At 52.8% G+C, this 26,998-nt stretch carries 24 protein-coding genes and 1 tRNA gene; 14 read left to right on the top strand and 11 right to left on the bottom strand.

From position 1 onward, the window contains the following. Positions 1-4 precede the first annotated feature (4 nt). Together OGW13_RS22845 and OGW13_RS22840 are read left to right on the top strand one after the other, a co-directional pair. On the top strand, positions 5-463 hold the full coding sequence (locus OGW13_RS22845) for a nucleoside deaminase (protein WP_200016153.1): 459 nt from the start codon (positions 5-7) through the stop codon (positions 461-463). Continuing rightward, on the top strand, positions 460-1,641 hold the full coding sequence (locus OGW13_RS22840; RefSeq protein ID WP_287116512.1) for a cyanate transporter: 1,182 nt from the start codon (positions 460-462) through the stop codon (positions 1,639-1,641). Before OGW13_RS22845 ends, OGW13_RS22840 begins: the two co-directional genes overlap by 4 nt. 147 nt (positions 1,642-1,788) lie before the next feature. Here the strand turns inward: OGW13_RS22840 and OGW13_RS22835 are convergent, their stop codons facing one another. Then, entirely contained in the window at positions 1,789-2,031 is a 243-nt protein-coding gene (locus OGW13_RS22835) for a DUF2545 family protein (RefSeq protein ID WP_042999944.1), read from the bottom strand. A 422-nt stretch (positions 2,032-2,453) separates the two neighbouring features. On the opposite strand from OGW13_RS22835, the gene lpxP reads away from it, so the two are divergent. Together lpxP and ypdK are read left to right on the top strand one after the other, a co-directional pair. After that, positions 2,454-3,374 carry a kdo(2)-lipid IV(A) palmitoleoyltransferase gene (lpxP, locus tag OGW13_RS22830; protein ID WP_044258423.1) on the top strand — a complete coding sequence of 307 codons (921 nt, stop codon included), beginning with the start codon at positions 2,454-2,456 and terminating at the stop codon, positions 3,372-3,374. Positions 3,375-3,744: 370 nt separating this feature from the next. After that, positions 3,745-3,816 carry a membrane protein YpdK gene (ypdK, locus tag OGW13_RS22825; protein WP_010723117.1) on the top strand — a complete coding sequence of 24 codons (72 nt, stop codon included), beginning with the start codon at positions 3,745-3,747 and terminating at the stop codon, positions 3,814-3,816. A 64-nt stretch (positions 3,817-3,880) separates the two neighbouring features. Here ypdK and alaC read toward each other — a convergent pair whose 3' ends face one another. Continuing rightward, positions 3,881-5,119, bottom strand: coding sequence for an alanine transaminase (gene alaC, locus OGW13_RS22820; RefSeq protein WP_042999942.1), 1,239 nt, complete (start codon positions 5,117-5,119; stop codon positions 3,881-3,883). A gap of 388 nt (positions 5,120-5,507) precedes the next feature. Here alaC and OGW13_RS22815 point away from each other — a divergent pair, with 388 nt between their 5' ends. Both OGW13_RS22815 and OGW13_RS22810 read left to right on the top strand, forming a co-directional pair. Further along, the gene (locus OGW13_RS22815; protein WP_090049569.1) at positions 5,508-7,205 is read left to right on the top strand and encodes a sensor histidine kinase; all 1,698 of its coding nucleotides are present in this window, start codon (positions 5,508-5,510) and stop codon (positions 7,203-7,205) included. A gap of 14 nt (positions 7,206-7,219) precedes the next feature. Next, a complete protein-coding gene (locus OGW13_RS22810; protein WP_042999940.1) occupies positions 7,220-7,954 on the top strand; it encodes a LytR/AlgR family response regulator transcription factor in 735 nt (244 codons plus the stop codon). 37 nt (positions 7,955-7,991) lie between these two features. Here OGW13_RS22810 and OGW13_RS22805 read toward each other — a convergent pair whose 3' ends face one another. After that, positions 7,992-8,474 (bottom strand): cold-shock protein, encoded by a 483-nt coding sequence (locus OGW13_RS22805; RefSeq protein WP_042999939.1) that lies wholly within the window; start codon positions 8,472-8,474, stop codon positions 7,992-7,994. Positions 8,475-8,663: 189 nt separating this feature from the next. Between OGW13_RS22805 and OGW13_RS22800 the strand changes: the two genes are divergently transcribed. Continuing rightward, positions 8,664-9,362: an RluA family pseudouridine synthase gene (locus OGW13_RS22800; protein WP_054175933.1), complete on the top strand. Its 699-nt coding sequence runs from the start codon at positions 8,664-8,666 to the stop codon at positions 9,360-9,362. A 7-nt stretch (positions 9,363-9,369) separates the two neighbouring features. Here the strand turns inward: OGW13_RS22800 and OGW13_RS22795 are convergent, their stop codons facing one another. Beyond that, the gene (locus tag OGW13_RS22795; RefSeq protein ID WP_042999937.1) at positions 9,370-9,909 is read right to left on the bottom strand and encodes a DUF2058 domain-containing protein; all 540 of its coding nucleotides are present in this window, start codon (positions 9,907-9,909) and stop codon (positions 9,370-9,372) included. 205 nt (positions 9,910-10,114) lie between these two features. Then, positions 10,115-11,080 carry a glucokinase gene (gene glk / locus OGW13_RS22790; RefSeq protein WP_042999936.1) on the bottom strand — a complete coding sequence of 322 codons (966 nt, stop codon included), beginning with the start codon at positions 11,078-11,080 and terminating at the stop codon, positions 10,115-10,117. 204 nt (positions 11,081-11,284) lie between these two features. Between glk and OGW13_RS22785 the strand changes: the two genes are divergently transcribed. Beyond that, on the top strand, positions 11,285-12,520 hold the full coding sequence (locus tag OGW13_RS22785; protein ID WP_287116511.1) for an ion channel protein: 1,236 nt from the start codon (positions 11,285-11,287) through the stop codon (positions 12,518-12,520). On the opposite strand, the gene OGW13_RS22780 is transcribed toward OGW13_RS22785, so the two are convergent. Beyond that, positions 12,521-14,176: an alpha-keto acid decarboxylase family protein gene (locus OGW13_RS22780; RefSeq protein ID WP_287116510.1), complete on the bottom strand. Its 1,656-nt coding sequence runs from the start codon at positions 14,174-14,176 to the stop codon at positions 12,521-12,523. Between the two features lie 181 nt (positions 14,177-14,357). On the opposite strand from OGW13_RS22780, the gene mgrA reads away from it, so the two are divergent. The 5 genes from mgrA to OGW13_RS22755 all read left to right on the top strand — a co-directional run bounded on the left by mgrA (position 14,358) and on the right by OGW13_RS22755 (position 20,071). Further along, a complete protein-coding gene (gene mgrA, locus OGW13_RS22775) occupies positions 14,358-15,368 on the top strand; it encodes an L-glyceraldehyde 3-phosphate reductase (protein WP_099434034.1) in 1,011 nt (336 codons plus the stop codon). Positions 15,369-15,482: 114 nt separating this feature from the next. Beyond that, positions 15,483-15,812: a DUF2502 domain-containing protein YpeC gene (gene ypeC / locus OGW13_RS22770; protein WP_042999931.1), complete on the top strand. Its 330-nt coding sequence runs from the start codon at positions 15,483-15,485 to the stop codon at positions 15,810-15,812. Between the two features lie 126 nt (positions 15,813-15,938). After that, the gene (locus tag OGW13_RS22765) at positions 15,939-17,498 is read left to right on the top strand and encodes a PTS transporter subunit EIIC (protein ID WP_044258408.1); all 1,560 of its coding nucleotides are present in this window, start codon (positions 15,939-15,941) and stop codon (positions 17,496-17,498) included. Between the two features lie 16 nt (positions 17,499-17,514). Next, the gene (locus tag OGW13_RS22760) at positions 17,515-18,867 is read left to right on the top strand and encodes a class-II fumarase/aspartase family protein (RefSeq protein WP_042999929.1); all 1,353 of its coding nucleotides are present in this window, start codon (positions 17,515-17,517) and stop codon (positions 18,865-18,867) included. Beyond that, positions 18,860-20,071 carry an N-acetylglucosamine-6-phosphate deacetylase gene (locus tag OGW13_RS22755; RefSeq protein ID WP_287116508.1) on the top strand — a complete coding sequence of 404 codons (1,212 nt, stop codon included), beginning with the start codon at positions 18,860-18,862 and terminating at the stop codon, positions 20,069-20,071. The genes OGW13_RS22760 and OGW13_RS22755 overlap by 8 nt, the downstream gene beginning before the upstream one ends. On the opposite strand, the gene OGW13_RS22750 is transcribed toward OGW13_RS22755, so the two are convergent. The 3 genes from OGW13_RS22750 to OGW13_RS25910 all read right to left on the bottom strand — a co-directional run bounded on the left by OGW13_RS22750 (position 20,064) and on the right by OGW13_RS25910 (position 23,008). Next, positions 20,064-21,611 carry a BglG family transcription antiterminator gene (locus OGW13_RS22750; RefSeq protein ID WP_287116506.1) on the bottom strand — a complete coding sequence of 516 codons (1,548 nt, stop codon included), beginning with the start codon at positions 21,609-21,611 and terminating at the stop codon, positions 20,064-20,066. The genes OGW13_RS22755 and OGW13_RS22750 overlap by 8 nt on opposite strands. 88 nt (positions 21,612-21,699) lie before the next feature. Next, on the bottom strand, positions 21,700-22,938 hold the full coding sequence (locus tag OGW13_RS22745) for an Nramp family divalent metal transporter (protein ID WP_287116505.1): 1,239 nt from the start codon (positions 22,936-22,938) through the stop codon (positions 21,700-21,702). Next, a complete protein-coding gene (locus OGW13_RS25910; protein WP_418219731.1) occupies positions 22,919-23,008 on the bottom strand; it encodes a hypothetical protein in 90 nt (29 codons plus the stop codon). Before OGW13_RS25910 ends, OGW13_RS22745 begins: the two co-directional genes overlap by 20 nt. A gap of 271 nt (positions 23,009-23,279) precedes the next feature. Between OGW13_RS25910 and nupC the strand changes: the two genes are divergently transcribed. Next, positions 23,280-24,482, top strand: coding sequence for a nucleoside permease NupC (gene nupC / locus OGW13_RS22740; RefSeq protein ID WP_042999925.1), 1,203 nt, complete (start codon positions 23,280-23,282; stop codon positions 24,480-24,482). Positions 24,483-24,524: 42 nt separating this feature from the next. Here nupC and OGW13_RS22735 read toward each other — a convergent pair whose 3' ends face one another. Further along, positions 24,525-26,723 carry a bifunctional diguanylate cyclase/phosphodiesterase gene (locus OGW13_RS22735; RefSeq protein WP_287116503.1) on the bottom strand — a complete coding sequence of 733 codons (2,199 nt, stop codon included), beginning with the start codon at positions 26,721-26,723 and terminating at the stop codon, positions 24,525-24,527. Between the two features lie 197 nt (positions 26,724-26,920). Next, positions 26,921-26,996 (bottom strand) — tRNA-Ala (locus OGW13_RS22730). Positions 26,997-26,998 lie beyond the last annotated feature (2 nt).

Below are 26,998 nucleotides of genomic sequence, written 5' to 3'. Positions count from 1 at the left end.
AAGCATGTCTGCACATGATAACTATCTGCAACAGGCGTTGGCCCTGGCGGCCCGTAACGTTGAACAGGGTGGACGCCCGTTTGGCGTGGTCATTGTCCGCAACGGCGTCGCGATCGCCGAAGCCGTCAATACGCTGCACCTGGATGATGATCCCACCGGACATGCGGAACTCAATGCCATTCGGGCGATTGCTGCCCATTCAGGCAGTGCAGCGCTCCGCGAATGCGTGGTTTACGCCAGCGGACAACCGTGCCCAATGTGCCTTAGCGCGATGTATCTCACCGGGGTGAAAGAGGTCTGGTTCGCCAACAGCAATGGCGACGGCGAAACGTTCCGTCTTTCTACGGCTGCCATTTATCAGCAACTACAGCAGCCTCTCGAGCAGCAAACCCTGCCCGTTCATCATCTTCCGCAGCCTAACGGTCTGGCGGTGTATCAACGCTGGGCTGAAAAACAGTCATGAACAAAACTCCCCGCGTTGGCCTGATGCTGCTGGTTCTGGTGCTGATAGGCCTGAACATGCGTCCGCTGCTGACTTCTGTCGGCCCGCTTCTGCCACAGCTGCGCGCCGCCAGCGGCATGAGCTTTGCCGTGGCGTCGCTGCTCACGGCGCTACCGATGATCGCCATGGGCGCGTTGGCGCTGGCAGGCGGGTGGATCAATCGCCATATCAGCGAGCATATCAGTGTCGCCTTGAGTTTGTTGATGGTGATGACCGGCGCGTTGCTTCGTGAACTGGCGCCGCACAGCGTTGTGCTGCTCAGCAGCGCTCTGCTGGGTGGCATTGGCATTGGCATTATTCAGGTGGTGATGCCCACGGTGATTAAGCGTCTTTTTCATCGCCGCATGCCGCAGGTGATGGGACTCTGGTCGGCCGCATTGATGGGGGGCGGGGGACTCGGGGCGGCGCTGACGCCGTGGATCGCGCAACACAGCGAACTCTGGCATCGCTCGCTGGCATGGTGGGCCTTGCCCGCGCTGATTGCTCTGGTTGGCTGGCTAGCACAACGCCGCTCCGCAGAGATGCCGATCACTCACCCGAAAGGTGCCGCCGTGTGCGTCGTCCTCAACCCGCGTGCCTGGACGCTGGGGCTTTATTTTGGCGTGATCAATGGCGGTTACGGCAGTCTGATTGCCTGGCTGCCGCCGTACTATATTCAACTGGGCAAAAGTGCACAGTTCAGCGGTACGCTGCTGGCGCTGATGACCGTCGGTCAAACGGCGGGAGCACTCATACTGCCTATGCTCGCGCATCATCAGGATCGCCGTAAATTGCTGCTTTTCACGCTGGCACTACAGATGCTCGGCTTTTGTGGTTTTATCCTCTGGCCTGCGCAATTGCCGATTCTCTGGGCGGTGGTGTGCGGTATCGGCCTGGGCGGCGCGTTTCCTTTATGTCTGGTGCTGGCGCTCGACCATGCCCGACATCCGGTAATCTCCGGTAAAATAGTCGCTTTCATGCAGGGGATTGGTTTTATTATTGCTGGCCTCTCTCCCTGGCTCTCTGGACTCTTGCGCAGTCTGAGCGGCAATTACTGGCTTGACTGGACGTTCCATGCCCTCTGTATCGCCGGACTGATGGCGCTCACAGTGCGTTTCGTTCCCGCACGCTATCCACAGGAGTGGTCAGTCGCCGAGTAAGGCACGAACGGAAGAACAGAGGATTAACCGGGTCGTTTCGGGGGGGCTGACAACGAAAGTGCCAGTTGGCTGGCACTTTCCCACAGGACGCGACAACCCAATATAAAAATGGCAATCATCAATAATAATGATTTATTGCCGTGCAAATTAACGCTTACCGTAACCCACCATAAAACGAATGATCAGGCCGCAGGCAGGTGAAAGAAAAAGAAACAATCCTGTGACCATTTCATCACCCGCAGTCAACCACATCGTGGTGTAGTATATCAGCACTGCCAGAACGACCATGCCAAGAAGCGCGCTAATGGCTGATATCCAACCTAAAACCTGCGCGATATACCCGCTGACACCCAGCATACTCGCGAGCAGAAAGGCTAAAAAAAAGATCATCGCTGTACCTCCTTTTTGCGTGAACTCCAAACCTAAATCCTTACTCTCCTTATACTTTTCATCATAAACTAAAGCGCCACCACCAGCAAATTTCACAACTTTTTTATAACAAGTCTAATTATACGAATATTCCGCATTGTGCTTTTCTAACCTTATTAAAAACAAATAATTAAAAAACACGCCATTATCCTTTATACGCCATGCAAATATTTACGCTTCTTGATTAATTATTTGTGGCTGACATTAATCCCCTGATGGTACATTATACGTCCAGCATTCATGCCCCTCGTGGTTTTATCCTGACGCAGTTTTACACTCTTAGCAGGAACCATTGTCGTACATGATGGCCTAAGACATTGAGTGTACCGCGTTGGAGAATTCATCTTCTGCGATACAAAAATGGGTATCTATAGAAGGTGTTTATGTTCCCAACATGCAAATTTTCCCGCGCGTTTCTGCATCCGCGTTACTGGCTCACCTGGTTTGGCCTCGGTGTGCTTTGGTTATTGGTGCAACTGCCCTACCCTGTTCTGTGCTTTCTCGGCACCCGGACGGGCACACTGGCGCGCCCCTTACTGAAACGTCGCGAGTCTATTGCCCGCAAAAATCTTGAGCTCTGCTTCCCGTCTTATTCTCCGGAACAGAGAGAAAAGATGATTGAAGAGAATTTCCGTTCTCTCGGGATGGCGCTGCTGGAAACCGGTATGGCCTGGTTCTGGCCTGACCGTCGCGTGCGTAAATGGTTTGATGTTGAGGGACTGGAAAACCTACAGCGCGCGCAGGCGCAAAACCGCGGCGTGATGGTCGTTGGCGTTCACTTTATGTCACTGGAACTGGGTGGCCGGGTAATGGGGCTTTGCCAGCCGATGATGGCAACCTATCGTCCACACAACAATCCGCTGATGGAATGGGTACAGACCCGCGGACGGATGCGTTCGAATAAAGCGATGATCGGCAGAAACAATCTGCGCGGTATCGTCGGTGCCCTGAAAAAAGGGGAAGCCGTCTGGTTTGCCCCCGACCAGGATTACGGCCCGAAAGGCAGTTCTTTCGCGCCGTTCTTCGCCGTTAAAAACGTAGCGACCACTAATGGTACCTATGTGTTGTCGCGCCTGTCAGGTTCCGCGATGCTCACCGTAACGATGGTCAGAAAAGCCGGTAATTGCGGCTACCGTCTGTATATCTCACCAGAGATGCAAGGCTACCCGGCGGATGAAAATCAGGCTGCTGCCTATATGAACAAGATTATCGAGAAAGAGATCATGCGCGCACCCGAACAGTATCTCTGGATCCATCGCCGCTTTAAAACCCGTCCAATGGGTGAAACCTCACTCTACATTTAAAAAAGGCCGCAAGGCCTTTTTTATTGCCTGTTACCCGCTAATAACCTTGATTATGTTATGGTTTTTATCCTCGTTTTTCGGGTCGTCACTCGCGTCGCTCAAAAGTGATTTATTACCCTCTGCAATTATACTGTCGCCGAATCACGACAGTTGTAAGTTACTAAAAGTAAATAAAAAAATCCCTCTTGTCTCGCCTCATTTTTAGGCGTACATTAGCGCCGTCTGGAGCAATCAACGCACAGAATTCTGAGGTGGTGCCGTAAACGAAATGAGGAATATTCTGGGTTTCGTTTTTACCGGTATCAGCTCTCTATAATCAGATGAGATGAAATTCATTCAGGCGTATCAGTTATTGCGCGGAGAGATGAAAGTGAAATATTTCTTTATGGGCATTTCTTTTATGGTCATCGTTTGGGCCGGTACGTTTGCTCTGATGATCTAAAGACAACAATGCAGCAAAAAAACAGGAGCCGATGGCTCCTGTTTGCGTTTGGAAGGACTGGGTTTTACTCAAGTGTCTCAGAGGGTGATTTCGTCCCGGCTGGCAGCAAGCCATCGGCGCGGAACATTGATTTAATCCCTCTGATCGCCTGACGAATGCGATCGCGGTTCTCAATCAGCGCGAAGCGGACATGGGTATCGCCGTAATCACCAAAACCAATGCCTGGCGATACACATACTTTGGCGTCGTTCAGTAGTTTCTTCGCGAAGTCCAGCGACCCCATGCCGGCATACTGTTCCGGGATCTTCGCCCATACGTACATCGAAGCCTTCGGCATTTCGACCATCCATCCGGCCTCATGCAGGCCTTTCACCAGCACGTCACGGCGACGCTTATACTGCTCGGCGATATCCCGTACGCACTGCTGATCGCCTTCCAGCGCCGCAATCGCCGCAACCTGCAACGGGGTAAACGTCCCGTAATCGTGATAGCTCTTAATCCGCGCCAGCGCGTTGACCAGCGTTTTGTTACCGACCATAAAGCCAATACGCCAGCCGGCCATGTTGTAGCTTTTCGACAGGGTGAAAAACTCCACCGCCACGTCGCGAGCGCCAGGCACCTGCATGATGGACGGCGCTTTCCAGCCGTCGTAAACGATGTCGGCATAAGCCAGATCGTGCACCACCAGCACATCGTAACGCTTCGCCAGCGCGACCACTTTCTCAAAAAATTCTAACTCAACGCACTGTGCCGTCGGGTTAGACGGGAAGCCGAGGATCATCATCTTCGGCTTTGGATAACTTTCGCGAATCGCACGTTCCAGCTCGTTGAAGAAATCGATACCTTCCACCAGCGGAACAGAACGGACCTGCGCGCCGGCGATCACCGCACCGTAAATATGAATGGGATAACTGGGGTTCGGCACCAGCACCGTATCACCGTGATCGAGCGTGGCCAGCATCAGATGCGCCAGCCCCTCTTTTGAGCCGATGGTGACAATCGCTTCGGATTCCGGGTCGATATCGACATCATAACGTTCCTGATACCACCGGGAGATGGCCCGACGCAGACGCGGAATACCGCGAGAAGTTGAATAACCGTGCGTATCCGGGCGCTGCGCCACGGTACACAGTTTTTCGACGATATGAGGCGGCGTCGCGCCGTCCGGGTTCCCCATGCTGAAGTCGATAATATCTTCGCCGCGCCGACGCGCAGCCATCTTCAGTTCAGCGGTGATGTTAAAAACGTAAGGGGGAAGACGATCAATACGCGTAAAGCGACGTTCAGGGCGAGAGTCAGCCATAATTTCCTCAGATTCACGTTAGCGCCCGGACCGTCCGAGCGACGCTGCCACGATGGTGGCACGTTTAGAAAATAGCCTGATTAAAATCCTTCTGTCGAGAGGGAAAGGAAAATATTTTTTCGTTCACCAAAAGAGGAATAACAATTTTAAAAGGGGAAATAACAGGTTTTCGACACCGCTCAATATTACCTTCCAATAACATTTTGTTGCCATGATGATAACTATGAAAGCGGGCATTTTATGAGATGTATTGTAAATACACCAACCAACCATCAATCCCCTTTTAAAATTATGGTTTTTCCTCATTAGCCGCAAGATCTCAGCAGGCTGGTCATCCCCTCTGAGGTTACCTATCATAGGGCTTTAATCCTTTGGCAAGAGTCCCCCCGTGCACGAAATATTTACCATGCTGCTGGCCGTGTTTGACCGCGCAGCGCTGATGCTATTTTGCCTGTTCTTTCTCATCCGCATCCGCCTGTTTCGCGAGCTGCTGCATAAATCTGCCCATACGCCAAAGGAATTGCTTGCTGTCACCGCGATTTTTTCGATGTTCGCGTTGTTCAGTACCTGGTCTGGTGTACCGGTAGAAGGATCGCTGGTGAACGTGCGGATCATTGCCGTAATGTCCGGCGGCATCCTGTTTGGTCCGTGGGTCGGCATTATTACGGGGGTGATCGCAGGAACGCACCGTTACCTGATCGACATTGGCGGCGTGACGGCAATCCCCTGCTTTATTACCAGCATTCTGGCGGGCTGCCTCGCGGGCTGGATTAACCGCAGGATCCCCAAAGCCCAACACTGGCGCGCCGGGATTTTAGGCGGCATGCTTTGCGAAACGCTGACGATGATCCTGGTGGTCCTCTGGGCGCCAACCACTGAACTGGGGCTGGATATTGTCTCGAAAATCGGTATTCCGATGATCCTCGGTAGCGTCTGTATCGGGTTTATCGTGCTGCTGGTTCAGAGCGTTGAGGGGGAAAAAGAAGCGAGCGCCGCGCGGCAAGCCAAGCTGGCGCTGGATATCGCCAATAAAACCCTGCCCCTGTTTCGCAAGGTCAACAGCGAATCGCTGCGCCAGATCTGCGACATCATTCGTCACGATATCCACGCCGATGCGGTCGCCATTACCAATACCCAGCATGTGCTGGCCTACGTCGGCGTCGGGGAAGCAAATTACCGCAACCACGATGACTTCGTCAGTCCGACCACTCAGCAGGCGATCAATCACGGTGAAATCATTATTAAAAACAATGATGAAGCGCACCGCACGCCGGAGATCCACTCCATGCTGGTCATTCCATTATGGGAAAAAGGCGTGGTGACCGGTACGCTAAAAATTTACTATTGTCACGCCCATCAAATCACCTCATCATTGCAGGAGATGGCGGTGGGTCTGTCGCAAATTATCTCAACCCAGCTCGAAGTCTCCCGTACCGAGCAATTGCGGGAAATGGCAAATAAGGCAGAGCTACGTGCGCTGCAAAGCAAAATTAATCCTCATTTCCTGTTTAACGCCCTGAACGCGATTTCGTCATCGATTCGACTTAATCCGGACACTGCCCGTCAGCTCATTTTTAATTTGTCGCGTTATCTACGCTATAACATTGAGTTAAAGGACGACGAGCAGATCGACATCAAAAAAGAGCTGTATCAAATCAAGGATTACATTGCCATTGAACAGGCCCGTTTTGGCGACAAGCTGACCGTGATTTATGATATTGATGAAGAGGTCAACTGCTCCATTCCCAGCCTGTTGATACAACCGTTAGTGGAGAACGCCATCGTCCACGGCATTCAGCCCTGCAAAGGGAAAGGCGTGGTAACGATTAGCGTCGCCGAGTGCGGCAACCGGGTGCGCATTGCGGTAAGGGACACCGGCCACGGTATCGATCCGAAAGTGATCGAGCGCGTGGAGTCCAACGAAATGCCGGGCAATAAAATTGGCCTGCTTAATGTCCATCATCGCGTTAAGCTGTTATTTGGTGAAGGCCTGCATATACGCCGCCTGGAACCAGGCACCGAAATTGCCTTTTATGTCCCCAACCAGCGTTCGGCAACGGCTACGCCCGCCACGTTATTGCTTTAAGCCGGAGTAACACTGTGAAAGTCATCATCGTTGAAGATGAATTCCTCGCCCAACAGGAACTCAGTTGGCTGATTAAAGAACATAGCCAGATGGAGATTGTCGGGACGTTTGACGACGGTCTGGATGTGCTGAAGTTTTTGCAGCATCAGCGCGTTGACGCCATTTTTCTCGATATCAATATTCCGTCTCTGGACGGCGTTCTGCTGGCGCAAAATATCAGCCAGTTCGCCCATAAGCCGTTTATTGTGTTTATTACCGCGTGGAAAGAACATGCGGTTGAAGCGTTCGAACTGGAAGCGTTTGACTATATTCTCAAGCCGTATCAGGAATCGCGAATTGTCGGAATGCTGCAAAAACTGGAGGCGGCCTGGCAGCAGCAACAGTCTGGCGCTGCTGGGGTTGGGCCCGTGGCGCGTGAAAATGACACCATCAATCTAATTAAAGATGAGCGGATCATCGTTACCCCGATCAACGATATCTATTATGCCGAAGCGCATGAGAAAATGACGTTTGTTTATACGCGGCGGGAATCGTACGTGATGCCCATCAACATCACCGAGTTCTGCAACAAACTGCCGCCTTCGCATTTTTTCCGCTGTCACCGCTCGTTCTGCGTCAACCTGAACAAGATTCGCGAGATCGAGCCGTGGTTCAACAATACCTATATTCTGCGGCTCAAGGATCTGGAATTTGAAATTCCCGTAAGCCGCAGTAAGGTGAAAGAATTCCGCCAGTTAATGCATCTGTAGTCGGCTGAACTGTGCTGCTGCGCGGCAGCACAAAAAATCAAACTTTGAGCATTTTAACCGTGGACTCGATATCAATCTCATCTTCCGAGAAGATTAATGTCGTGCCCTGGAAAGTGGTGATCGCCAGTTTTTTTACCGTGCGCATTTCACCCGGTGTCGCCGTAGTTTTCGGTCGGATGTTGCTCATCAGTAGCCCGACAGAGAGCACTGCATTTTCTTTATCAATCGGCGTGTCGGCCGGGATCTCTTCACTGAATACCACGAAGGACTTAATCGAGGTGAGCTTAAGACGCTCGCCCGCGATATAGATATATTTGCTGTCCGGCACGACCTTCACCGCATACGCAGAAAGACCTTTGTTGTTGGTGGTGGGCTCAAAGGTTACCGCCGCATCTTTCTTGAGAAGCTCAGGGTTGGCAACCTTAATCACATGAAAATAGCGATTATCGCCGTTCTCATCTTTGATAAATCCAAAACCTTTATCTTTAAACCACGTTGTGATTGTTCCGTTCATCGCCATTACCGTCTGGTTAATCCACTCAATTTTTTGCAGCGCGCAGTGTAAAGCACATTGCCTGCGCAGGCCACGTCTTTGGCTTAAGTCTGGATGATAAATTTTAGCGACATGAGAGAAAGTAAAGCCGCCGTCATTCGCCGGTCGGCTGAAAATGGGTTATCATCCGCACCCACTTTCCCGTCGGGCAGCCTGATGTCTACGATTATTGATACCTTTATTGCCCCACCGTGCAACGACGAGATAGAGACGCTCTATCAGGACGATCACCTGCTGTTGATCAATAAACCCAGCGGGCTGCTCAGTCTTTCAGGGAAAAATCCACAAAATCTCGATTCGGTACACTATCGGCTGGTTCAGCAATATCCTGGCTGCACGCTGGTCCACCGTCTGGATTTCGGCACGTCCGGACTGATGGTCGTGGCGCGTAATAAGGCCGTCAATGCCGCCCTCTGCCACCAGTTCAGCCAGCGCACCGTCAGTAAAGTCTACTGCGCATTGCTCTGCGGCCATCTGAACGCTGATGAAGGAGTGATTGATGCGCCGATAGCCAACGATCCGGCACGGTTCCCGCTGATGTCAATAAGCCCGGTCAATGGCAAACCCGCGCGGTCACGTTATCAGGTCGTCGCACGAATTAACCAACCGCAGGACGACGGAACTATACTGCCGTTGACGCGGGTCCAGCTCACGCCGGAGACCGGACGTACGCATCAGCTACGTATTCACTGCCAGCTGTTGGGGCACCCTATTCTGGGTTGCGACCTGTATGGCGGTCGCCTGCTGCCCGGTACAGAACAAACCGCACGGCTGATGCTACACGCCAGCGAATTACGCTTTACTCACCCCATTAGCGGGGAGCGCATCAACGTGCATCACGCCGCGCCGTTCTGAATACGACTTACCACATCAGATCATCAGGCACTTTAAAATCAGCATACGGATCGTCTTCATCCTGCTCTTCCTGACTCAACGCGCTGTGCAATACGATGCTGGTTGCGTCACGCTGCGCAATTTTATCGGCGACGCTGGCCGGGATAATCGCGTATTCGCTCTCGGCGCTGTTATCGGTAGACAAACGCGCAATCGCCAGACGTCCGTTAATCAACTGCGTCTGGGTCAGTTTATCGACGTAGATTTTCTTGATGAGATTGTTATCGGTGAAGTTAAAGCCAATGTCGCCTTTTGCGACAGTGATACGATTCATTTCAATCAGTTGCTTTACCTGGGCTTTAAATTCTTTCGCCAGCGTCGCCTGCTTTTGCTGCTCACTGAGCAGCTTGTCACGCTCAAGCTGCGCCTTTTTATTTTCTTCAACTGCCTCTCTTGCCTCACGAGCCTGCACGCGTGATTTTTTAGCCGTTCTCTGGACTTTCGCCATTTTTTTGCTGGTTACTAAACCCGCTTTTAGCATCTGCTCTTGTAAGGTAAGTTTCGTCATCTTTACTTATAAACCTGTGGAATGATGTCTGAGATTATACCTGCAATTTTTGCGACGATACCAGTTGGTGGACGTGGTTTACGGGTCTCGTTATGCTCGGACAGGGTTACGGATGCCGCCTGGTCATAAACTGTGAACCCGTGCGACGCAGAGAGCAGAGACCAAAAAACCGCGTGGGACACGCGGTTTTCCTGTGGAACGAGACTTACAGAATCTGGCCTAACGTCTGGCGCAAATGCGCGCCGGAACCGAGCAGGCCGGGGTTATCGTGAACAATCAGATACACCGGAATATCCTGAACGTAGGCCTTAAAGCGACCTTTATCTTCAAAACCGCCACGGAACCCCGAGGCTTTGAAGAACTCCAGGAAGCGCGGCACGATACCACCGGCAATGTAGACGCCGCCAAAGGTGCCCAGCGTTAACGCCAGATCGCCGCCAAAGCGCCCCATAATCACACAGAACAGCGACAGCGCGCGGCGACAGTCCGTGCAGCTGTCGGCCAGCGCACGTTCGGTAATATCCTTTGGCTGCAGATTTTCTGGCAGACGTCCGTCAGATTTGACGATTGCACGATACAAATTTACCAGACCCGGACCAGAAAGCACGCGTTCAGCAGAGACGTGACCAATCTCAGCGCGCAGGACCTCCAGGATGATCGCCTCTTCTTCGCTGTTCGGCGCGAAGTCGACATGACCGCCCTCGCCCGGCAGACTAACCCAGCGTTTGTCGACGTGAACCAGATGCGATACCCCCAGACCGGTGCCCGCGCCATACACTGCGATAGGTTTACCTTCAACCGGTTCCGCGCCGCCAAACTGGATCAAATGCTCTTTTTTCAGCATCGGGATCGCCATCGACACCGCAGTGAAATCATTAATGATTTCCAGATGACTGAAACCGAGATTTTTTTTCATCTCCGCAATAGAAAACGCCCAGGTATGGTTGGTCATAGCCACCCAGTCACCCGTAATCGGACAGGCGATCGCGATACAGCCCGCGTCCACTTTCACCTTGTGCTCATCGAGGTAAACACGCACGACAGCTTCCAGACTGGGATAGTCCAGACCGGAATAGGTTTTAGCCTGTGAGATGTCACCACTGTCGATATCACACAGAGCAAGACGAGCGTTGGTGCCGCCGACATCACCTACTAAAGCATACTTTGTCATTCTTCTACTGCTCCGCTAAAGTCAAAATAAGTCTTTGCCACACTGTAAATATACGGGGGCATAACAACAATCTCAGAAAAGCGAGTCCCCTGAAAATATCGATCCAGGTCACACAATAACTTTATCGTTTCAGCACCATTTGCAGCGATGCCATCTGGCTGACGCGGCAAACTGAACGTAAGACACGGTATTAAGGAAAAAAACATGCTCCATCCGCGAGCCAGAACCATGTTGTTATTGTCGATCCCCGCGCTGATTCTGGGGGTTGCATCCAGTTTAGTCCTGATTGTGGTCATGAAGTTTGCTTCCATCTTACAGAGCATACTCTGGCAACGTCTGCCGGGAAGTGTGGGGATTGCCGCCGATTCCCCGCTCTGGATCATGCTCACCCTGACGTTAACCGGGGTTCTGGTGGGGCTGGTGATTCGTTACAGCACCGGGCACGCTGGCCCTGATCCGGCCACCGAACCGCTGATCGGTGCGCCAATTTCTCCTGTTGCATTGCCAGGCCTAATCATCGCACTGGTGCTGGGTCTGGCGGGTGGCGTCAGCCTTGGTCCCGAACATCCGATTATGGCCGTTAACATCGCGCTAGCCGTTGCGCTGGGACGTCGGTCTTTCCCACGGATTGGTGCCCTCGACTGGACCATTCTGGCCTCGGCCGGCACCATCGGCGCCCTGTTTGGCACGCCGGTCGCCGCCGCGCTGATTTTCTCGCAAACCCTGAGTGGCTCTAACGATACCCCTTTGTGGGATCGCCTCTTTGCGCCGTTAATGGCGGCGGCGGCAGGTTCATTGACCACCAGCCTGTTTTTTCACCCGCATTTCTCGCTCCCGATCGCCCATTACACCCAGATGCGCATCGTGGACATTTTCTCCGGAGCCGTGGTGGCGGCGATTGCTATTGCCGCGGGGATGGTGGCGGTCTGGTGCTTACCCCGGCTGCACGCTTTACTGCATCGCCTGAAGAATCCGGTGCTGATCCTCGGCGTTGGAGGTTTCCTGTTAGGGTTACTCGGCGTGATGGGTGGACCACTGACGCTGTTTAAAGGTCTGGATGAAATGCAGCAAATGGCGTTCAGTCAGACGCTCGGTACCACGGATTTCTTCATGCTCGCGGTGATAAAGCTCGCTGCGCTGGTCATTGCTGCGGCCAGTGGTTTTCGCGGCGGGCGGATCTTCCCGGCCGTGTTTATCGGCGTGGCATTAGGTTTGATGCTGCACGCCCACGTTGAAGCCGTTCCGGCCGCGATTACCGTCTCCTGCGCTATTCTTGGCCTGGTGCTGGTCGTCACCCGTGACGGCTGGCTTAGCCTGTTTATGGCTGCTGTGGTGGTACCGGATACCACCCTGCTGCCGCTGCTGTGTATTGTGATGCTTCCGGCCTGGCTGTTGCTGGCGGGCAAACCCATGATGGTCGCCAACCGGGAGGACAAATAGTCATCCGCTGTTACGCGACTCCAGCGCCTGGGTGACCTTACGTAATAACACGGATAAATCGGCTTTTGGCAGCACGACCTCTATCAGCGAGAGCCGTTGTGGACGTGCCAGCCGGGCCAGAACTTCCTCGAGCTGGATGGCCTGAGTCACCCGCCAGCATTCAGCCTGATCCGCAAGGCTGAATGCCCGAGGGATCTGCGTCCAGTTCCAGGAAGCAATATCGTTGTACCGTTGTTTCTCCCCGTGGATAGCTCGCTCGACGGTGTAGCCGTCGTTGTTGAGTACCAGAATTACCGGCGTTTGCCCGTCGCGCAACATGGAGCCGATTTCCTGGATGGTCAGTTGCGCCGCGCCGTCGCCGGTTATCAGGATAACCCGACGCTCAGGCGCCGCCGTTTGCGCGCCAAACGCGGCGGGCAGCGAATAGCCTATCGATCCCCAGAGCGGTTGGACAATCAGTTCCGCCCCCGTAGGCAACAACAGGGACGCGGCCCCAAATGCCGCCGTTCCCTGATCGGCCAGGATCAGATCGCCGGGTGCCAGCGCCTGCTGCACGGTATGCCAGAAGTTCTCCTGGGTCAGTGGACCTCGTTCGATGTGCAGCTGTACGGTCGCAGGTTTAACGGGCGGCGGCGCAATGGAGAGTTCCAGGCATAACTCACGTAACGTGGTAACCGCCTGCTCCATAGACAGTCCACTGAACCAGATGCCTCCCACCCGCGATGCCTGCGGCTGCACCTCAATTGTGCGTTCCAGCGCCAGTTGCTGGGTGAAGCCAGCCGTTAGCGTATCGACGAATCGAGTACCCACACAAATCGTCGTATCCGCCTCTTCTATCGCCTGACGGACGTCGTCACTGCTGGCCCCCGCGCTATAGGTGCCGACAAATCCCGGCTGTTGTTCATCGAAAAGTCCTTTTCCCATCAACAGCGTGGCGTGGGCCATAGGCGTCTCGGCCATCCAGCGTTGCAGGACCGGTTGTAGACCAAAACGGTGGGCGAGAAAATCGGCCAGCAGCGCCACGCGGGGACTGTTGATCAGCTTTTGTCGGGCATGGTAACGAAATGCCGTCACCACGCTCCCCTGCGATTCCGGTGCAGAGAGGATCAGTTCCGCTGAAGGGGGCAACGCGGGACGTTTCGCCACATCAGCAGGCAGCATCAGGTAACCCGGGCGATGGGCAGTCAACATCGTACTCAGTACACGGTCAATCTCATGACAGGCGTTTTGCGCATCCAACACAGCGCTGGCCGCACACAGGGACTGGCTCATCCGGTAGAAGTGTTGGAAATCGCCGTCGCCCAGCGTGTGGTGCATCAGTTCTCCCCGACGCTGCGCGCCGCTACATGGGGCGCCAACAATATGCAGAACGGGGACATATTCCGCATAGCTGCCCGCCAGGCCATTCATCGCACTCAGCTCCCCGACCCCAAAGGTAGTCAGCAGCGCTCCGGATCCGGCGACCCTGGCATAACCGTCCGCCGCATAGGCAGCGTTAAGCTCGTTGGCACACCCAACCCAGCGCACGTGCGGATGGTCGATCACATGGTCAAGAAACTGCAAATTGTAATCACCCGGCACGCCAAACAGATGCCCGATGCCGCACCCGGCAATTCTGTCGAGCAGGTAATCCGCAACGGTGTAAGGGGTTTGCATGACAGCTTTCCTTCTGACGGTAACCTCATGTTGAGTATTGAAGAAGCGTCGGGGCTGTCCAGAAAGAGGCGGCGATGAGGGTGGAAAGCAGGATTTACAGTTTCCGGAGTGAAAATGTCATTGAAAAATCACCAGTGTAAACGTATACACTGGGGAGCTGAATTCACTGCGAGGGAAGACAATGGTTTACCAGCCTGATGAAAATCGCTATCAGAGAATGGCATTTCGCCGTTGCGGTCAGAGCGGCCTGAAGCTACCCGCCATTTCGCTTGGCCTGTGGCATAACTTCGGCGATACCACCCTGGTGGAAAACAGCCGGGCACTGCTTCAGCGCGCATTTGATCTGGGGATTACCCACTTCGACCTCGCCAATAACTACGGTCCCCCGCCGGGTTCAGCGGAATGCAACTTTGGCCGCATCCTGCAGGAAGATTTTTTACCGTGGCGCGATGAGCTCATTATCTCCACCAAAGCGGGATATACCATGTGGGACGGCCCTTACGGCGACTGGGGATCCCGCAAGTATCTGATTGCCAGTCTTGATCAAAGCCTGAAGCGAATGGGGCTGGAGTACGTAGATATTTTCTACCACCACCGTCCCGATCCTGAAACGCCCCTGCGGGAGACAATGCAAGCGCTCGATCACCTCGTACGCCAGGGGAAAGCGCTGTATGTCGGGATTTCCAATTACCCGGCCGATCGCGCTCGTGAAGCTATCGATATCCTCAATGATTTGGGCACGCCATGCCTGATCCATCAGCCTAAATATTCGATGTTTGAACGCGGGGTGGAGGAGGAACTGCTGACGATGTTGCAGGAAAAAGGGGTGGGCAGCATTGCCTTTTCCCCGCTGGCGGGTGGACAGCTCACCGATCGCTATCTGAACGGGATCCCGGCTGATTCCAGAGCGGCAAGCGGAAGCCGTTTTCTGAATGCTGATCAGCTTACCGCCGGAAAGCTGGAAACCGTTCGCCAGCTCAATGCACTGGCTGAAAAGCGCGGACAAAAATTATCGCAGATGGCGCTTGCATGGGTACTGCGCGACGATAACATCACCTCGGTCCTGATTGGTGCCAGTAAAACCTCGCAGATTGAGGATGCGGTCGGCATGCTGGCCAATCGTCATTTCACTGACCAGGAATGCGCCGATATCGACAACATTCTGAACAGTAAGCGTGAGCAGCGTTTTTAGCAATTCGTGCTCTCATTCATGATTTAAGAGTTAAGGCGATGAAATGGGGCTTTACGGCCCCGTAATATTACGTTAACAGGCCGACTACGGCTTCGATCGTGAAGGAGATAAAGAATGTTCAGGTCACTGATTCTGGCGGCAGCCCTACTGGCTTTTACACCGCTTGCCGCAAACGCGGGCGAAATCACCCTGTTGCCATCGATAAAATTACAAATTGGCGATCGCGATAATTACGGTAACTACTGGGACGGCGGACACTGGCGTGACCGTGACTACTGGCATCGCAATTATGAATGGCGTAAAAATCGCTGGTGGCGACATGACAATGGCTATCACCGTGGCTGGGATAAGCGTAATGCTTACGAGCGCGGATACCGGGAAGGCTGGCGCGATCGCGACGACCATCGCGGGCGCGGGAAAAAAGGCCACGGTCACCATCATTAAAAAAAAGAGCCTTCGGGCTCTTTTTTATGGTCAAATCCTGCGCTTTTTATCCTGCACCATTTGCCCTTGAGCAAAAATATCCTGAACGTATCTTATCCTCATGAGAATTCACGTCAGGATTAACTTATGAATGCTAATTTTAAGAATGAAATTCAGACATTCGGTCGATCGCTGTTATTGCCGATTGCCGTACTGGCGCCCGTGGGGATGGTCATGGGAATTAGCTCTGCGTTAGGCCAGAGCTATATGATAGAAAAACTCCCGTTTCTCGGAAACGATATATTTAAAGCCATTCTTTCTTCACTGGGATTAATCAGTAGCGTCGTATTCAACAATATCCCGTTATTATTCGCGATGGGTGTGGCGTACGGCATGTCCAAAAAAGAGAAAGGGATTGCGGTTTTTGCCTCCGTGGTGGCCTATCTGACGCTACTTATCGCCATGCATGTTCACCTCAAACTGGCGGGTACACTGGCAAAAGATGAGCTGGCGCTCGTTGGGCAAGGAATGGTACTCGGTATTCAGACGCTGAAAATCGAAGCGCTTGGCGGCATTATTGCCGGGCTACTGGCGGCCAAAGTCACCGACCGGTTTTACCGATTGCAACTTCCTCTCGCCTTTGCTTTTTTCAGTGGTAAGAAATCCGTAGCGATTCTGGCTATCGCCTTTTCGATTCCCGTGGGGTTAATTATCCCTTTTATCTGGGATCTGTTTACTGCCGGTATGCGCGCCATTTCAACCATTATGATGGCCCCTAATATCGGTGCCGGGATTTACATGACGCTCAACCGTCTGTTAATTCCATTTGGTTTACACCATGTCCTGAGTTCGACCGTCCGTTTTACCGCGGCTGGGGGTACCTATCTCATTGACGGACAAACGTATGTCGGCATTTTGCCTGCGATTAATAAGATCCTGTTTGAGCTTGGCCCTTCCCATCCTGCGTGGAAGGAATATATGCCGACGCTCACCAGTTATCTGGCGTCGTCGCAAATGCTCACCACGCTGTTCCGCGTGCCAGCGATTGGGCTGGCGATGTATCACATGGCCTATTTTAAGAATAAGAAATTTGCCAAAGGGATGATTCTGACCGTGGTGCTCACCGCCATGCTGGGGAATATCACCGAACCGCTGGAGTTTTCCTTCCTGTTTATTGCTCCACAGCTCTTTATTGTTTACGCCATACTTTGCGGTTTGCTGACTATTCCACTGCAAATGCTGGATGTGTCCATCGGCTATATTCGCGGCACGATCTTCGACTTCGGTATTTTTGGTCTGATGTATGAACAGACGCACTGGGTAAATTTACTGCTTCTTGGTGCCATTAACTTTGTCGTTTTCTACGTCGTTTTCCGCTTCGCGATCGCTCGCTTTGATATAAAAACGCCGGGACGCGAAAGTGAAACGTCAGACAGTACCTTGCTGAATAATAAAGAGTACGACAAGGTCGCTGAACTGGTTATTCAGGGGCTAGGCGGATCCGACAACATTAAACATGTTGAAAACTGTGTGTCGCGTTTGCGTGTCGATGTAAAGGATCAGAAAAAAATGGACATGACCGTGCTGAAAGAATCGGGATCGCTGGGTACCTTTATTCCCTCCAGCAACCATGTCCACGTGGTCTTTGGCCCACACGTCGAATTTGTCCGCAATGCGGTAGATGACCGCCTTGTCGGCGCGAAATAAGCTTAAGGAGACAGGAATGCGCGCATTGTATGATTCAAAAAGTAAAACCATCGACGATCGGGGAATGAAAACGCTGCTCGCTCAACCTGCGCGGGTCCAGTCCTGGCTGGATGTCGAAGCTGCCCTGGCGCTGTCACAGGCTGAATACGGGATGATTCCCACCCGTGCGGCAGAAAATATTGCCGCCAACTGTCGCGTCGATAAAATCGACCTGACAGAAATGGAACGCCTGCTCCGCGAGATAGGCCACGGCTTTGTCCCGGTGATCAAAGTACTGGTCAAAGCCTGCGACAGCGAAAGCGGGAAGTATGTGCACTATGGCGTCACCACCCAGAATATCCAGCAAACCGCACAGCTTTACCTGGCAAAGCAGTTCGATGACATCATGCAGGGCTTTGTGAACGATATTCTGCGCAACCTGGCGAAAATGGCATCCGATCATCAGGCCACCCTGATGCCAGGTCGCACCCACGGTAAGCATGCCTTACCGGTGACCTGGGGCTATAAAGCTGCCGTATGGATTGACGAACTGTTGAGCGCCCAACAGCGCATGCAGGAAGCAGAAAAACGCGTTTTCACGGTGATGATGGGGGGGGCTGTGGGGGCGTTTCACGCCACTGGCGAAACTGGACGTCGGGTGCAGGATCGCGTCGCACAACGGTTGGGAATGCACTCCATGGCGATCCCTTCGCGTAACTCCCGCGTTTATCGCACGGAATACATCAGCAATTTGTGCCTGCTCGCCACCACGCTGCATAAAATCGCCGAAGAGGTGTATCAGACTTCCAGCGAAGAGTTCGCTGAAGTCTCTGAAGCGTTTACCAAAGGAACGGTTGGCAGCAGCACTATGCCGCAAAAAGTGAACCCCAAACTGGCTAAAGGGATTATCGCCAACGCGCAAAAATTGTATTCCGTGCTCACTTCCTGCCTGTATGTCAGCCCTCGCCCATTTGAAGCAGACAGTTCAGCCTACTTTATCTTCGACGGAAATATTCAGGAAAGCATGGAGTTGATGGCGGAGATCGTGATGCGCGCGGAAGAGTTGACCCGTACGCTGGTGATTAATCCTGAACGTATGCGCCAGAACGTCCACTTAACCCATGGCTTGATCAATAGCGAAAAAATCATGATGCAACTGGTGGAGCGGTTAGGCAAAGACGCGGCGCACGAGCGCGTGTACCAGTTGGCGATGCGCAGCACCCACGAGGGATTGCCCTATGCCGACGTGCTGCGCGCCGACCCCCTGATTCGCCAGCATTTTAGCGATACAGAAATCGACGCCCTGCTCGATCCCGCCCACTACCTCGGTTTGTGTGCGGAGATCGCCGCCGAAACGGCAGCACGCGTATGGGAGAAAGAGGATGTCTGACCCCCTGCTCTCTCTGGCAAGCGACCGAATCATCACACCCGACGGGATACAACGCGGTTATCTGCATATCAAACAGGGACAGATTGTTGGCCTGGATAATTCTCCTCGCGGCCAGGTGGTTGATTACCAACATGCGATGCTGATGCCGGGTTTTGTCGATATCCACGTCCACGGTTGGGGAAGAGGTTCGTTTGCCTGGAAGGGGGAGCGTCACTCTTTACAGGCGATGAGCCGGGATCTGGTCAATGCCGGGGTCACCGCGTGGCTTGCTACGTCCGCCACCCAGCCGGACGCGTTCTTACTGGAGAGTCTGACCACGGCCGCCGACTGGATTACACACGCGAAAGCAGAAGACGGGGCTGAAGCCGTCGGCATTCACATGGAAGGACCGTTTATCAATGCCAAATACAGCGGGATGCAGCGCAAGGAGTCTATTCAGCTCCCCAGCATTGAGGGCTTTGAATGCTATCAGCAGGCTGCACGGGGGCATATTCGCTTAATGACGCTGGCGCCAGAGTTGCCGGATGCGCTGCCGCTGATCCGTCATTTGCGCCGGACTGGCGTCACGGTATCCGCAGGGCATACCGACGCGACGTTTGACGAAACCACCCGGGCGATTGAAGCAGGGCTATGCCACTTTACCCACGCCTTCAGCGCCATGCGCGGATTACATCATCGTGAGCCAGGCGTTGTCGGCGCGCTAATGTACCACCAGGACACCTTCGCCGAAGTGGCAAAACAAAGCGGCATCACCCTACGCCCGGAAGTGTTCGATATTCTCTATCGTCTGAAAAAAGATCGTCGTCTGGTCATGGTCAGCGACTGTCTGGGATATGTGGATTTCCCGGAAGGGTTTGAATTTCACCATTACCTGCGTCAGGAGACGTTTCGTATTCGCCATCATCTTCTGGAAATAACCGATCGCCACGGCAATATCCGCACGGTCTCGCCTGATGACTGGGCGGACGTCTGCACACTGGAGATGAGCTTTCTGGATTCAGTGAAAAATGTGGTTGGTCGTCTGGAGAATAGTTGGGTTTCCGTAGCGCAGATTGCCTGCCTGAATCCGGCGATTCTCGCCGGTGTTGAACAGCGTAAGGGCAGCCTGACGCCCGGAAAAGATGCCGATATTCTTGTCCTTGATGAGGCGTTAGATCTTGAAGCCGTCTGGTGTCGCGGCGTCTTACAACCGCTGGCTAAATAAACACATCACCATAATGGCGTTCGAGGAAATCCCTGAGCGCCTCGGGACTCATACCCTGTACCTGCTGAACAAACTGCTCAGCCGGTATTTTTTTGCGCGCGGAGGCAAGTCCCCGCTCACGAAGCAACTGGAAGTCATCCTGCGTTAGCCAGAAGTTAACTTTGACGTAATCCAGTCCGGCATACCGCAAATGGCTTGAGATCTTATTGGTAAAGGTGATCAGCAGATCAAACTCACGTGACTGGAGCTGTTGAATCTCATTGATATTAATACATACCGGGATATCGATATGAAAACGTGAGGACAGGACCTCTTTGAAATACCCGACCTTACTTTCCGAAGAGTTCGTCACAATAATGACCCGCTTTTTCGGCTCACTCACTACCCGGTTTTTAAGCTCATATTTTTTCGTGATCAACACCAGTGTCGCCAGATGAATGGCGGAAAACGTCGTTTGCCAGCCTTTTTCAATCTCGCTCACCGCAGACTGAACGTCGTCCCAGAGTTCAGGGTAACGATTCTGGACGTTATGCAGTTTTTTATCATCAAACCAGAGATGAAATTTATTCTGGATGATGGCGGCATAGATAAAGTGATAAACCTCGGCAAACCAGGCATGCTGATTGTGAATGGTGTTGTTCAGGCTAGCGGCTAAACGTTCACAGGTCCGTTTCACATGCGCCACCAGGCTGGCGTCATATAAGGTGAAAGGGCGATACGTAAACGTCAGCGAAGCAATCAGGAGATCCAGACAGCGGTTTTCCTGCGGATTGGTCATGGCCTCAAAAGGGAACGTCGTCAAAAACGGCGTCGTCGTACTCTCTTTGATTACATGTCCCCGGCGGATGCGATGTAACGCGAGGCTCAAATACACCAGCAGGTATTTCCGACCGTTGTAACCCAGCGTGTTAATCGGCCGGATAACGTCTTCATAGCAACGTGCAGCCTGGGTAATCTCCGAAGCACATTCACTCAGAAACTGATCGGCAATCGAACGACTGACGGGCTCATTCGCCTGATGGGCTATCAACTGGTGGTGTTCACCAATCTCAACGGTTTTGAGTATTAATATGCACACCGCCAGGCGCAACGAGAACTCATCGCCGACAAGCCGCGACCCGGTACGTGGGATGCTTTGTACCGTCAGGGCGTGTTCTTGCGCCAGACGCAACATCACGGGATTATCATTTTTGACCGTCCCCGCGCTGACATAAAACTTTTTGTAGTACTCGTTTTTATTCACCACATCATGCAAACAGAGCGCCACGAGGAGATCCCTCACACGCTCTTCCGACGTAGTGATATAGCGATTAAAACGTATACGCGCTAAAAATTGCCGGTATTCGCTATAGCCAATCCGGGTCGTAATAAACTGATTATCCTGATGGAGCTGGACGTCTTCCGGCAAGAGTTCATTGAGCTCTTTCATGGTGCGTTTTAGCGTGGAGAGAGTCTTACCGAAACGCTGAACCGCCTCGTCAATCGACAGCGGGCTGTTATCCTGTAAATACTTCAGGAAAGAGAGATCAAAGTGATTCATGAACGCTCGCCAGTGGATAATGCAAGATGCAGGATAACGGAAATCCAGGACTAAAACCGTGACCTGTTGCGTGTCACGGCGGGTTAGATCACAACCCCAGCACCGTGCCGACCAGCAACCACAGGTTCAACGCCACCACCAGCACCACAATCATCCAGCCAGTCTGTTTAACCCAGCGGGTATTCACCAGATCGCCCATCAGTTTGCTGTCGCTGGTAAATATCAGCAGCGGCACCAGCGACAGTGCAATACCAAAGCTTAACAGCACCTGGCTCATCACCAGAATCCGCGTCGGATCAAGGCCAATCAGAATCACGATAAAGGACGGCATCATGGTGATGGTACGCCGCACCCATAAGGGGATATGAAAGCGGACAAACCCCTGCATCACGACCTGCCCCGCCAGCGTACCAACCACCGTTGACGACAACCCCGCCGCCACCAGGCTCAGTCCGAAGACCGTTGCCGCCGCGTGACTTAATAACGGCTCCAGCGTCAGATAAGCCTGATCCAGATCGGCAACACCGGTGTGACCACTGAAGTGAAACGCGGCGGCGGCAGTCGCCATCATCGCCAGATTGACGAACCCCGCAATGGTCATGGCGATAGCTACATCCCATTTTGTCGCCGCATAGCGCTGCTGACGCGTGCCGCCATGCAGGTGCTGTGTTAACGAAGAGTGCAGGTAGATTACATGTGGCATGATGGTAGCGCCCAGCACCCCGGCGGCCAGAAATACCGCTTCAGAGTTGGGCAAGTCAGGGATTATCATGCCTTTACTCAACTGTGCAAAGTTGGGTTGGGAAAAGATCAGTTCAACGATATAAGCCATGGCGACAAACAGCAGCAGGCCGCCGATCACTTTTTCCAGCGGTTTTTGTCCACGCCGCTGGAGCATCAGGATCAGAAAGGTGGCGATCCCGGTCAGCACCGCCCCCTGCAATAACGAAACGCCGAGGATCAGTTTGAATCCTATCGCCGCCCCGATGAATTCCGCGAGATCGGTCGCCATCGCGATAATCTCCGCCTGCACCCAATAGAACCAGACTACCGGCCGCGGATAGTGATCGCGAATTTGTTCAGCCAGATTTTTACCCGTCGCAATACCCAGTTTCGCAGACAAGACCTGAATCAGCATCGCCATCAGGTTTGCCCAGACCACCACCCACAACAGTTTATAACCAAAGCTGGCACCGGCCTGAATGTTGGTCGCAAAATTGCCCGGGTCGATATAGCCGATAGCCGCGACAAACGCAGGTCCCATTAATGTGAGCCTTAACTTGCGCGCTGCTCTTCCACTGCTACTCTCAACGCGATCGTTTGTCATCTTCTGCCTCGGAAACATAGCCTTTGCTATGTTTTATAGTATGCCTGATGAGAATGGTTATCAAGTGCATGTAAAAAAGGTAACCTTGATTTCTCTAATAGGCGGGAACGATAAAAGTGTGGGTACAGGAATGCGCGTGGCATGTTTAATAATTGTTACTATATTAGCACAATAACTTAACTATTTACTTTCGCATTAGACATAACAGAAGTGTATGCCGGATCACTATTTTTGAATCTCGTCACAGGTCCTGATTATAGTGTGTGTTAGATCTCGTTTTCTTTGTACACGTTGCATAGAATGTGCACGAAAACTTAATCTGCCTCATATTTGGAGCAAATATGGACCGCGTCCTTCATTTTGTCCTGGCACTTGCCGTTGTTGCGATCCTCGCATTGCTGGTAAGCAGTGACCGTAAAAAAATTCGCATTCGTTATGTCGTTCAACTGCTTGTTATCGAAGTGTTACTGGCGTGGTTCTTCCTGAACTCTGACGTCGGCCTCGGCTTCGTGAGAGGCTTCTCCGAAATGTTTGAAAAACTGCTCGGATTCGCCAATGAAGGGACGAACTTCGTCTTTGGCAGCATGAACGATAAAGGGTTGGCCTTCTTCTTCCTGAAAGTTCTCTGCCCTATCGTCTTCATTTCAGCGTTGATCGGTATTCTGCAACATATTCGCGTGTTGCCGATTATCATCCGTGCCATTGGTTTCCTGTTATCCAAAGTCAACGGCATGGGCAAACTGGAATCCTTCAACGCCGTCAGCTCGCTGATCCTCGGTCAGTCTGAGAACTTTATCGCGTATAAAGATATTCTCGGCAAAATGTCCCGCAACCGTATGTACACCATGGCCGCGACAGCAATGTCCACCGTTTCCATGTCTATCGTCGGTGCGTACATGACCATGCTGGAACCTAAATACGTGGTTGCGGCGCTGGTTCTGAACATGTTCAGCACCTTTATCGTGCTGTCGCTGATCAATCCGTACCGCGTTGATGCCAGCGAAGAAAACATCCAGATGTCCAACCTGCACGAAGGCCAGAGCTTCTTCGAAATGCTGGGTGAATACATTCTGGCGGGCTTTAAAGTTGCGATTATCGTTGCCGCCATGCTGATCGGCTTTATCGCCCTGATCGCCGCGCTGAACGCCCTGTTCGCCACCGTCACCGGTTGGTTCGGCTACAGCATCTCCTTCCAGGGCATCCTGGGCTACATTTTCTACCCGATTGCCTGGGTGATGGGTGTGCCGTCCAGCGAAGCGTTGCAGGTAGGCAGTATCATGGCGACCAAACTGGTTTCCAACGAATTCGTTGCAATGATGGATCTGCAGAAAATCGCCGCCACGCTCTCTCCGCGCGCGGAAGGTATCCTTTCTGTATTCCTGGTCTCCTTCGCCAACTTCTCTTCTATCGGTATCATCGCAGGCGCGATTAAAGGCCTGAATGAAGAGCAAGGTAACGTCGTATCCCGTTTCGGTCTGAAACTGGTTTACGGCTCTACGCTGGTGAGCGTCTTGTCTGCCTCTATCGCCGCACTGGTTCTGTAAGACAGCACTGACACAAAAAACGGGGAGCGCATCCCCGTTTTTTTATACCTGTGATTCCCCTAACGGCCTCGGTCGTCCAATCAGATATCCTTGCAGGTAGTTCACGCCCAGGCTTAACAGCAGCTCCCGCTGCGCAGGGGTTTCCACGTATTCCGCCACTACGCTTAACGACTTCGCCTTTGCCAGATCGGTTATCGACTTCACAATCATCGCGTCCAGTGAATCGGTCAGAATATCTTTTACAAACACGCCGTCGATTTTGATGATGTCAGCCTGCAAACGCTTCAGGCGCTCGTAATTGGCATACCCGGTACCAAAATCGTCAATCGCAATCCGGAAGCCGAATTTATGCAACTGTTCAAGGTTCTGCATGCTGGTTTCCGAATTGGAAAATGCCTGCTCTTCGGTGATCTCAATGATCACCGTTTCCGGGGCGATACCATAGCGGGTGAACAGGCGAATAATGCGCGGCGCCGTCTCTTTTTGCAGCAGGGTCAGCGGCATGAGATTCACCGAGAAAAGCGGTCCCGCCTCGCCAGAAGGATGCGCAGATAGCCAGTTCAGCAAGGCTTCCACCACCTGCAAATCAAAACGGGCGCTGAGGTTAAATTGCGCGATCAGCGGGATGAACTGATCCGGCGTCATGATACCTTCATCGCTTTTCAGCCGCGCAAGAATCTCGTCGTACCCTTTGCCGTGAGCGTCGCGGATAGGCTGCGCATAAAGCAGGAGATCGCCGTTATCGAGCGCTTTACGAATTTTATTGAGCAGCAGCACCCGTTCGGTCGTCTGGCCCGTCGCGACTTCCTGGCTATGCGTCAGCGCCAGTACCCGGTGATTGGCGCAGGATTGTTCCGCCAGCCAGCTTAACTGACCCAACAGCGGTTGCAGCGTCTCCTGCTTCCCATCCCATTGCCCCCAGGATGCGCCGTAGCCCATGTCCAGCCCGGTGTTGTTCCAGTAAATTTTACGACTGTTCAACAGGTCGAGCATATGTTGCAGACGGGCGTCCATTTCCGGCCCGTTAAGCACCAGTAATAATTCACTCCCCGGCAACTGAAAGATTTTTTCATTCTCAAGCATCAACGGTTGCAGCATACGGTGCACCGTGCGTTTGCTGTGCACGCGCATTAACATGCCGTAGTGACGGCTCAGAAACTCCAGATTCTCCAGTCGCAGACAGCAGACGCTCTGCCCTGACTCTTTTTTCAGGAACTGCTCCAGCGCACGCAGATTCGGTAAACGAGTTAAGGGGTCGGTAAGCGCTTGCATATGCCAGCGGCGATTAAGCCATTCACTGCGCTGAAAGATGCGCATCATATACATCAGGCAGATACTGAACGAAACAAGAACCGACAGGATAAACGCCAGCGAATACTCCGACCCCACGCCTTGTAAGAAATTGCGGTTATAGGTCAACAAGAACAGCGTGCTAATCGCCCAGCTTAGATTAATAAACGGATAGGTGAGTTTACCCACGCCGGTGGTAAAAATAATGAAGAAGACCGGCACCAGATACCCTGCAATGTATCCGCTCTCCAGGGGAGAACACATAATGACAAGAAGGGCCGAAATACAGGCCAGCCAACTGACGGTAAATAAGCGCTTTTCTTTATCGAAACACGGGGCAATGTCTCTGCACCAGAACGTTCGGGCATACCGTGGATTCACAATCATCCGTAGCGGATAATAAAACAGCAAGGTGAAGATCAGCGCCGCCGAGATCAGACTCAGAATATCGACAATCGTGAAGATGGCTGCCGCAGCACCAAAGAATGTCGACACCGCGACCGGGAAGTCGAGATAATGCCCGGCGAGATACATGCTGATCTTCATCCCGACAGGAGCCACAAAGCCAAACCAAATCACCCTGCGCCAGATATTGCGATCGGGCAAGCCGTAACGCCAGCGCGGTCCAATATGCCAGCGAACAAGCGCGCTCGTTCCTAGTACGGCAAACATCTGACAAAAGAGCAACACGATACCTTGCGCAAACGGCAGATGAAGATTCCAGTGATTGGTCAGGTATAACGCCAGCACAATAGGCAGAACAGCGCGTCGACCAAACAGCAGCAGCATCGACAGCAGCACGCACAGCGGTAGCCACGAAAGATAGATATCGCTGGAGTCCACTATGGTCCGCGGGGAAATCAAACGTGAAAACTGGATGGCTGCGATGGAGAGCACGATCGCAAGAGCGAATATTCTTATATTATTTATCAGGTTATGCTTGGGTGGCATGAATTAACTGCTCTCACGGAACGAACTATTTGTCACATAAATGATAAGTTTATTCGCACCGCGAAGCAAACCTATACCCGCCAGATAAATCCACCGAATTTGTGAGCACAGACTCTGGCTTAATAGAAACTGTATTACAAAAATGAAAGGCGCGCAGAGATAAAAAAACCCCCGCTTCACAGCGAGGGTTCTGAATTTGGTGGAGCTAAGCGGGATCGAACCGCTGACCTCTTGCATGCCATGCAAGCGCTCTCCCAGCTGAGCTATAGCCCCAC

The organism is Citrobacter sp. Ca225 (assembly GCF_030337175.1).
In the GTDB taxonomy this organism is placed as follows: Bacteria; Pseudomonadota; Gammaproteobacteria; order Enterobacterales; family Enterobacteriaceae; genus Citrobacter_A; species Citrobacter_A amalonaticus.
The sequence above is the reverse complement of the archived record's forward strand: the minus strand, read 5'-3'. Positions and strand labels throughout refer to the sequence as shown.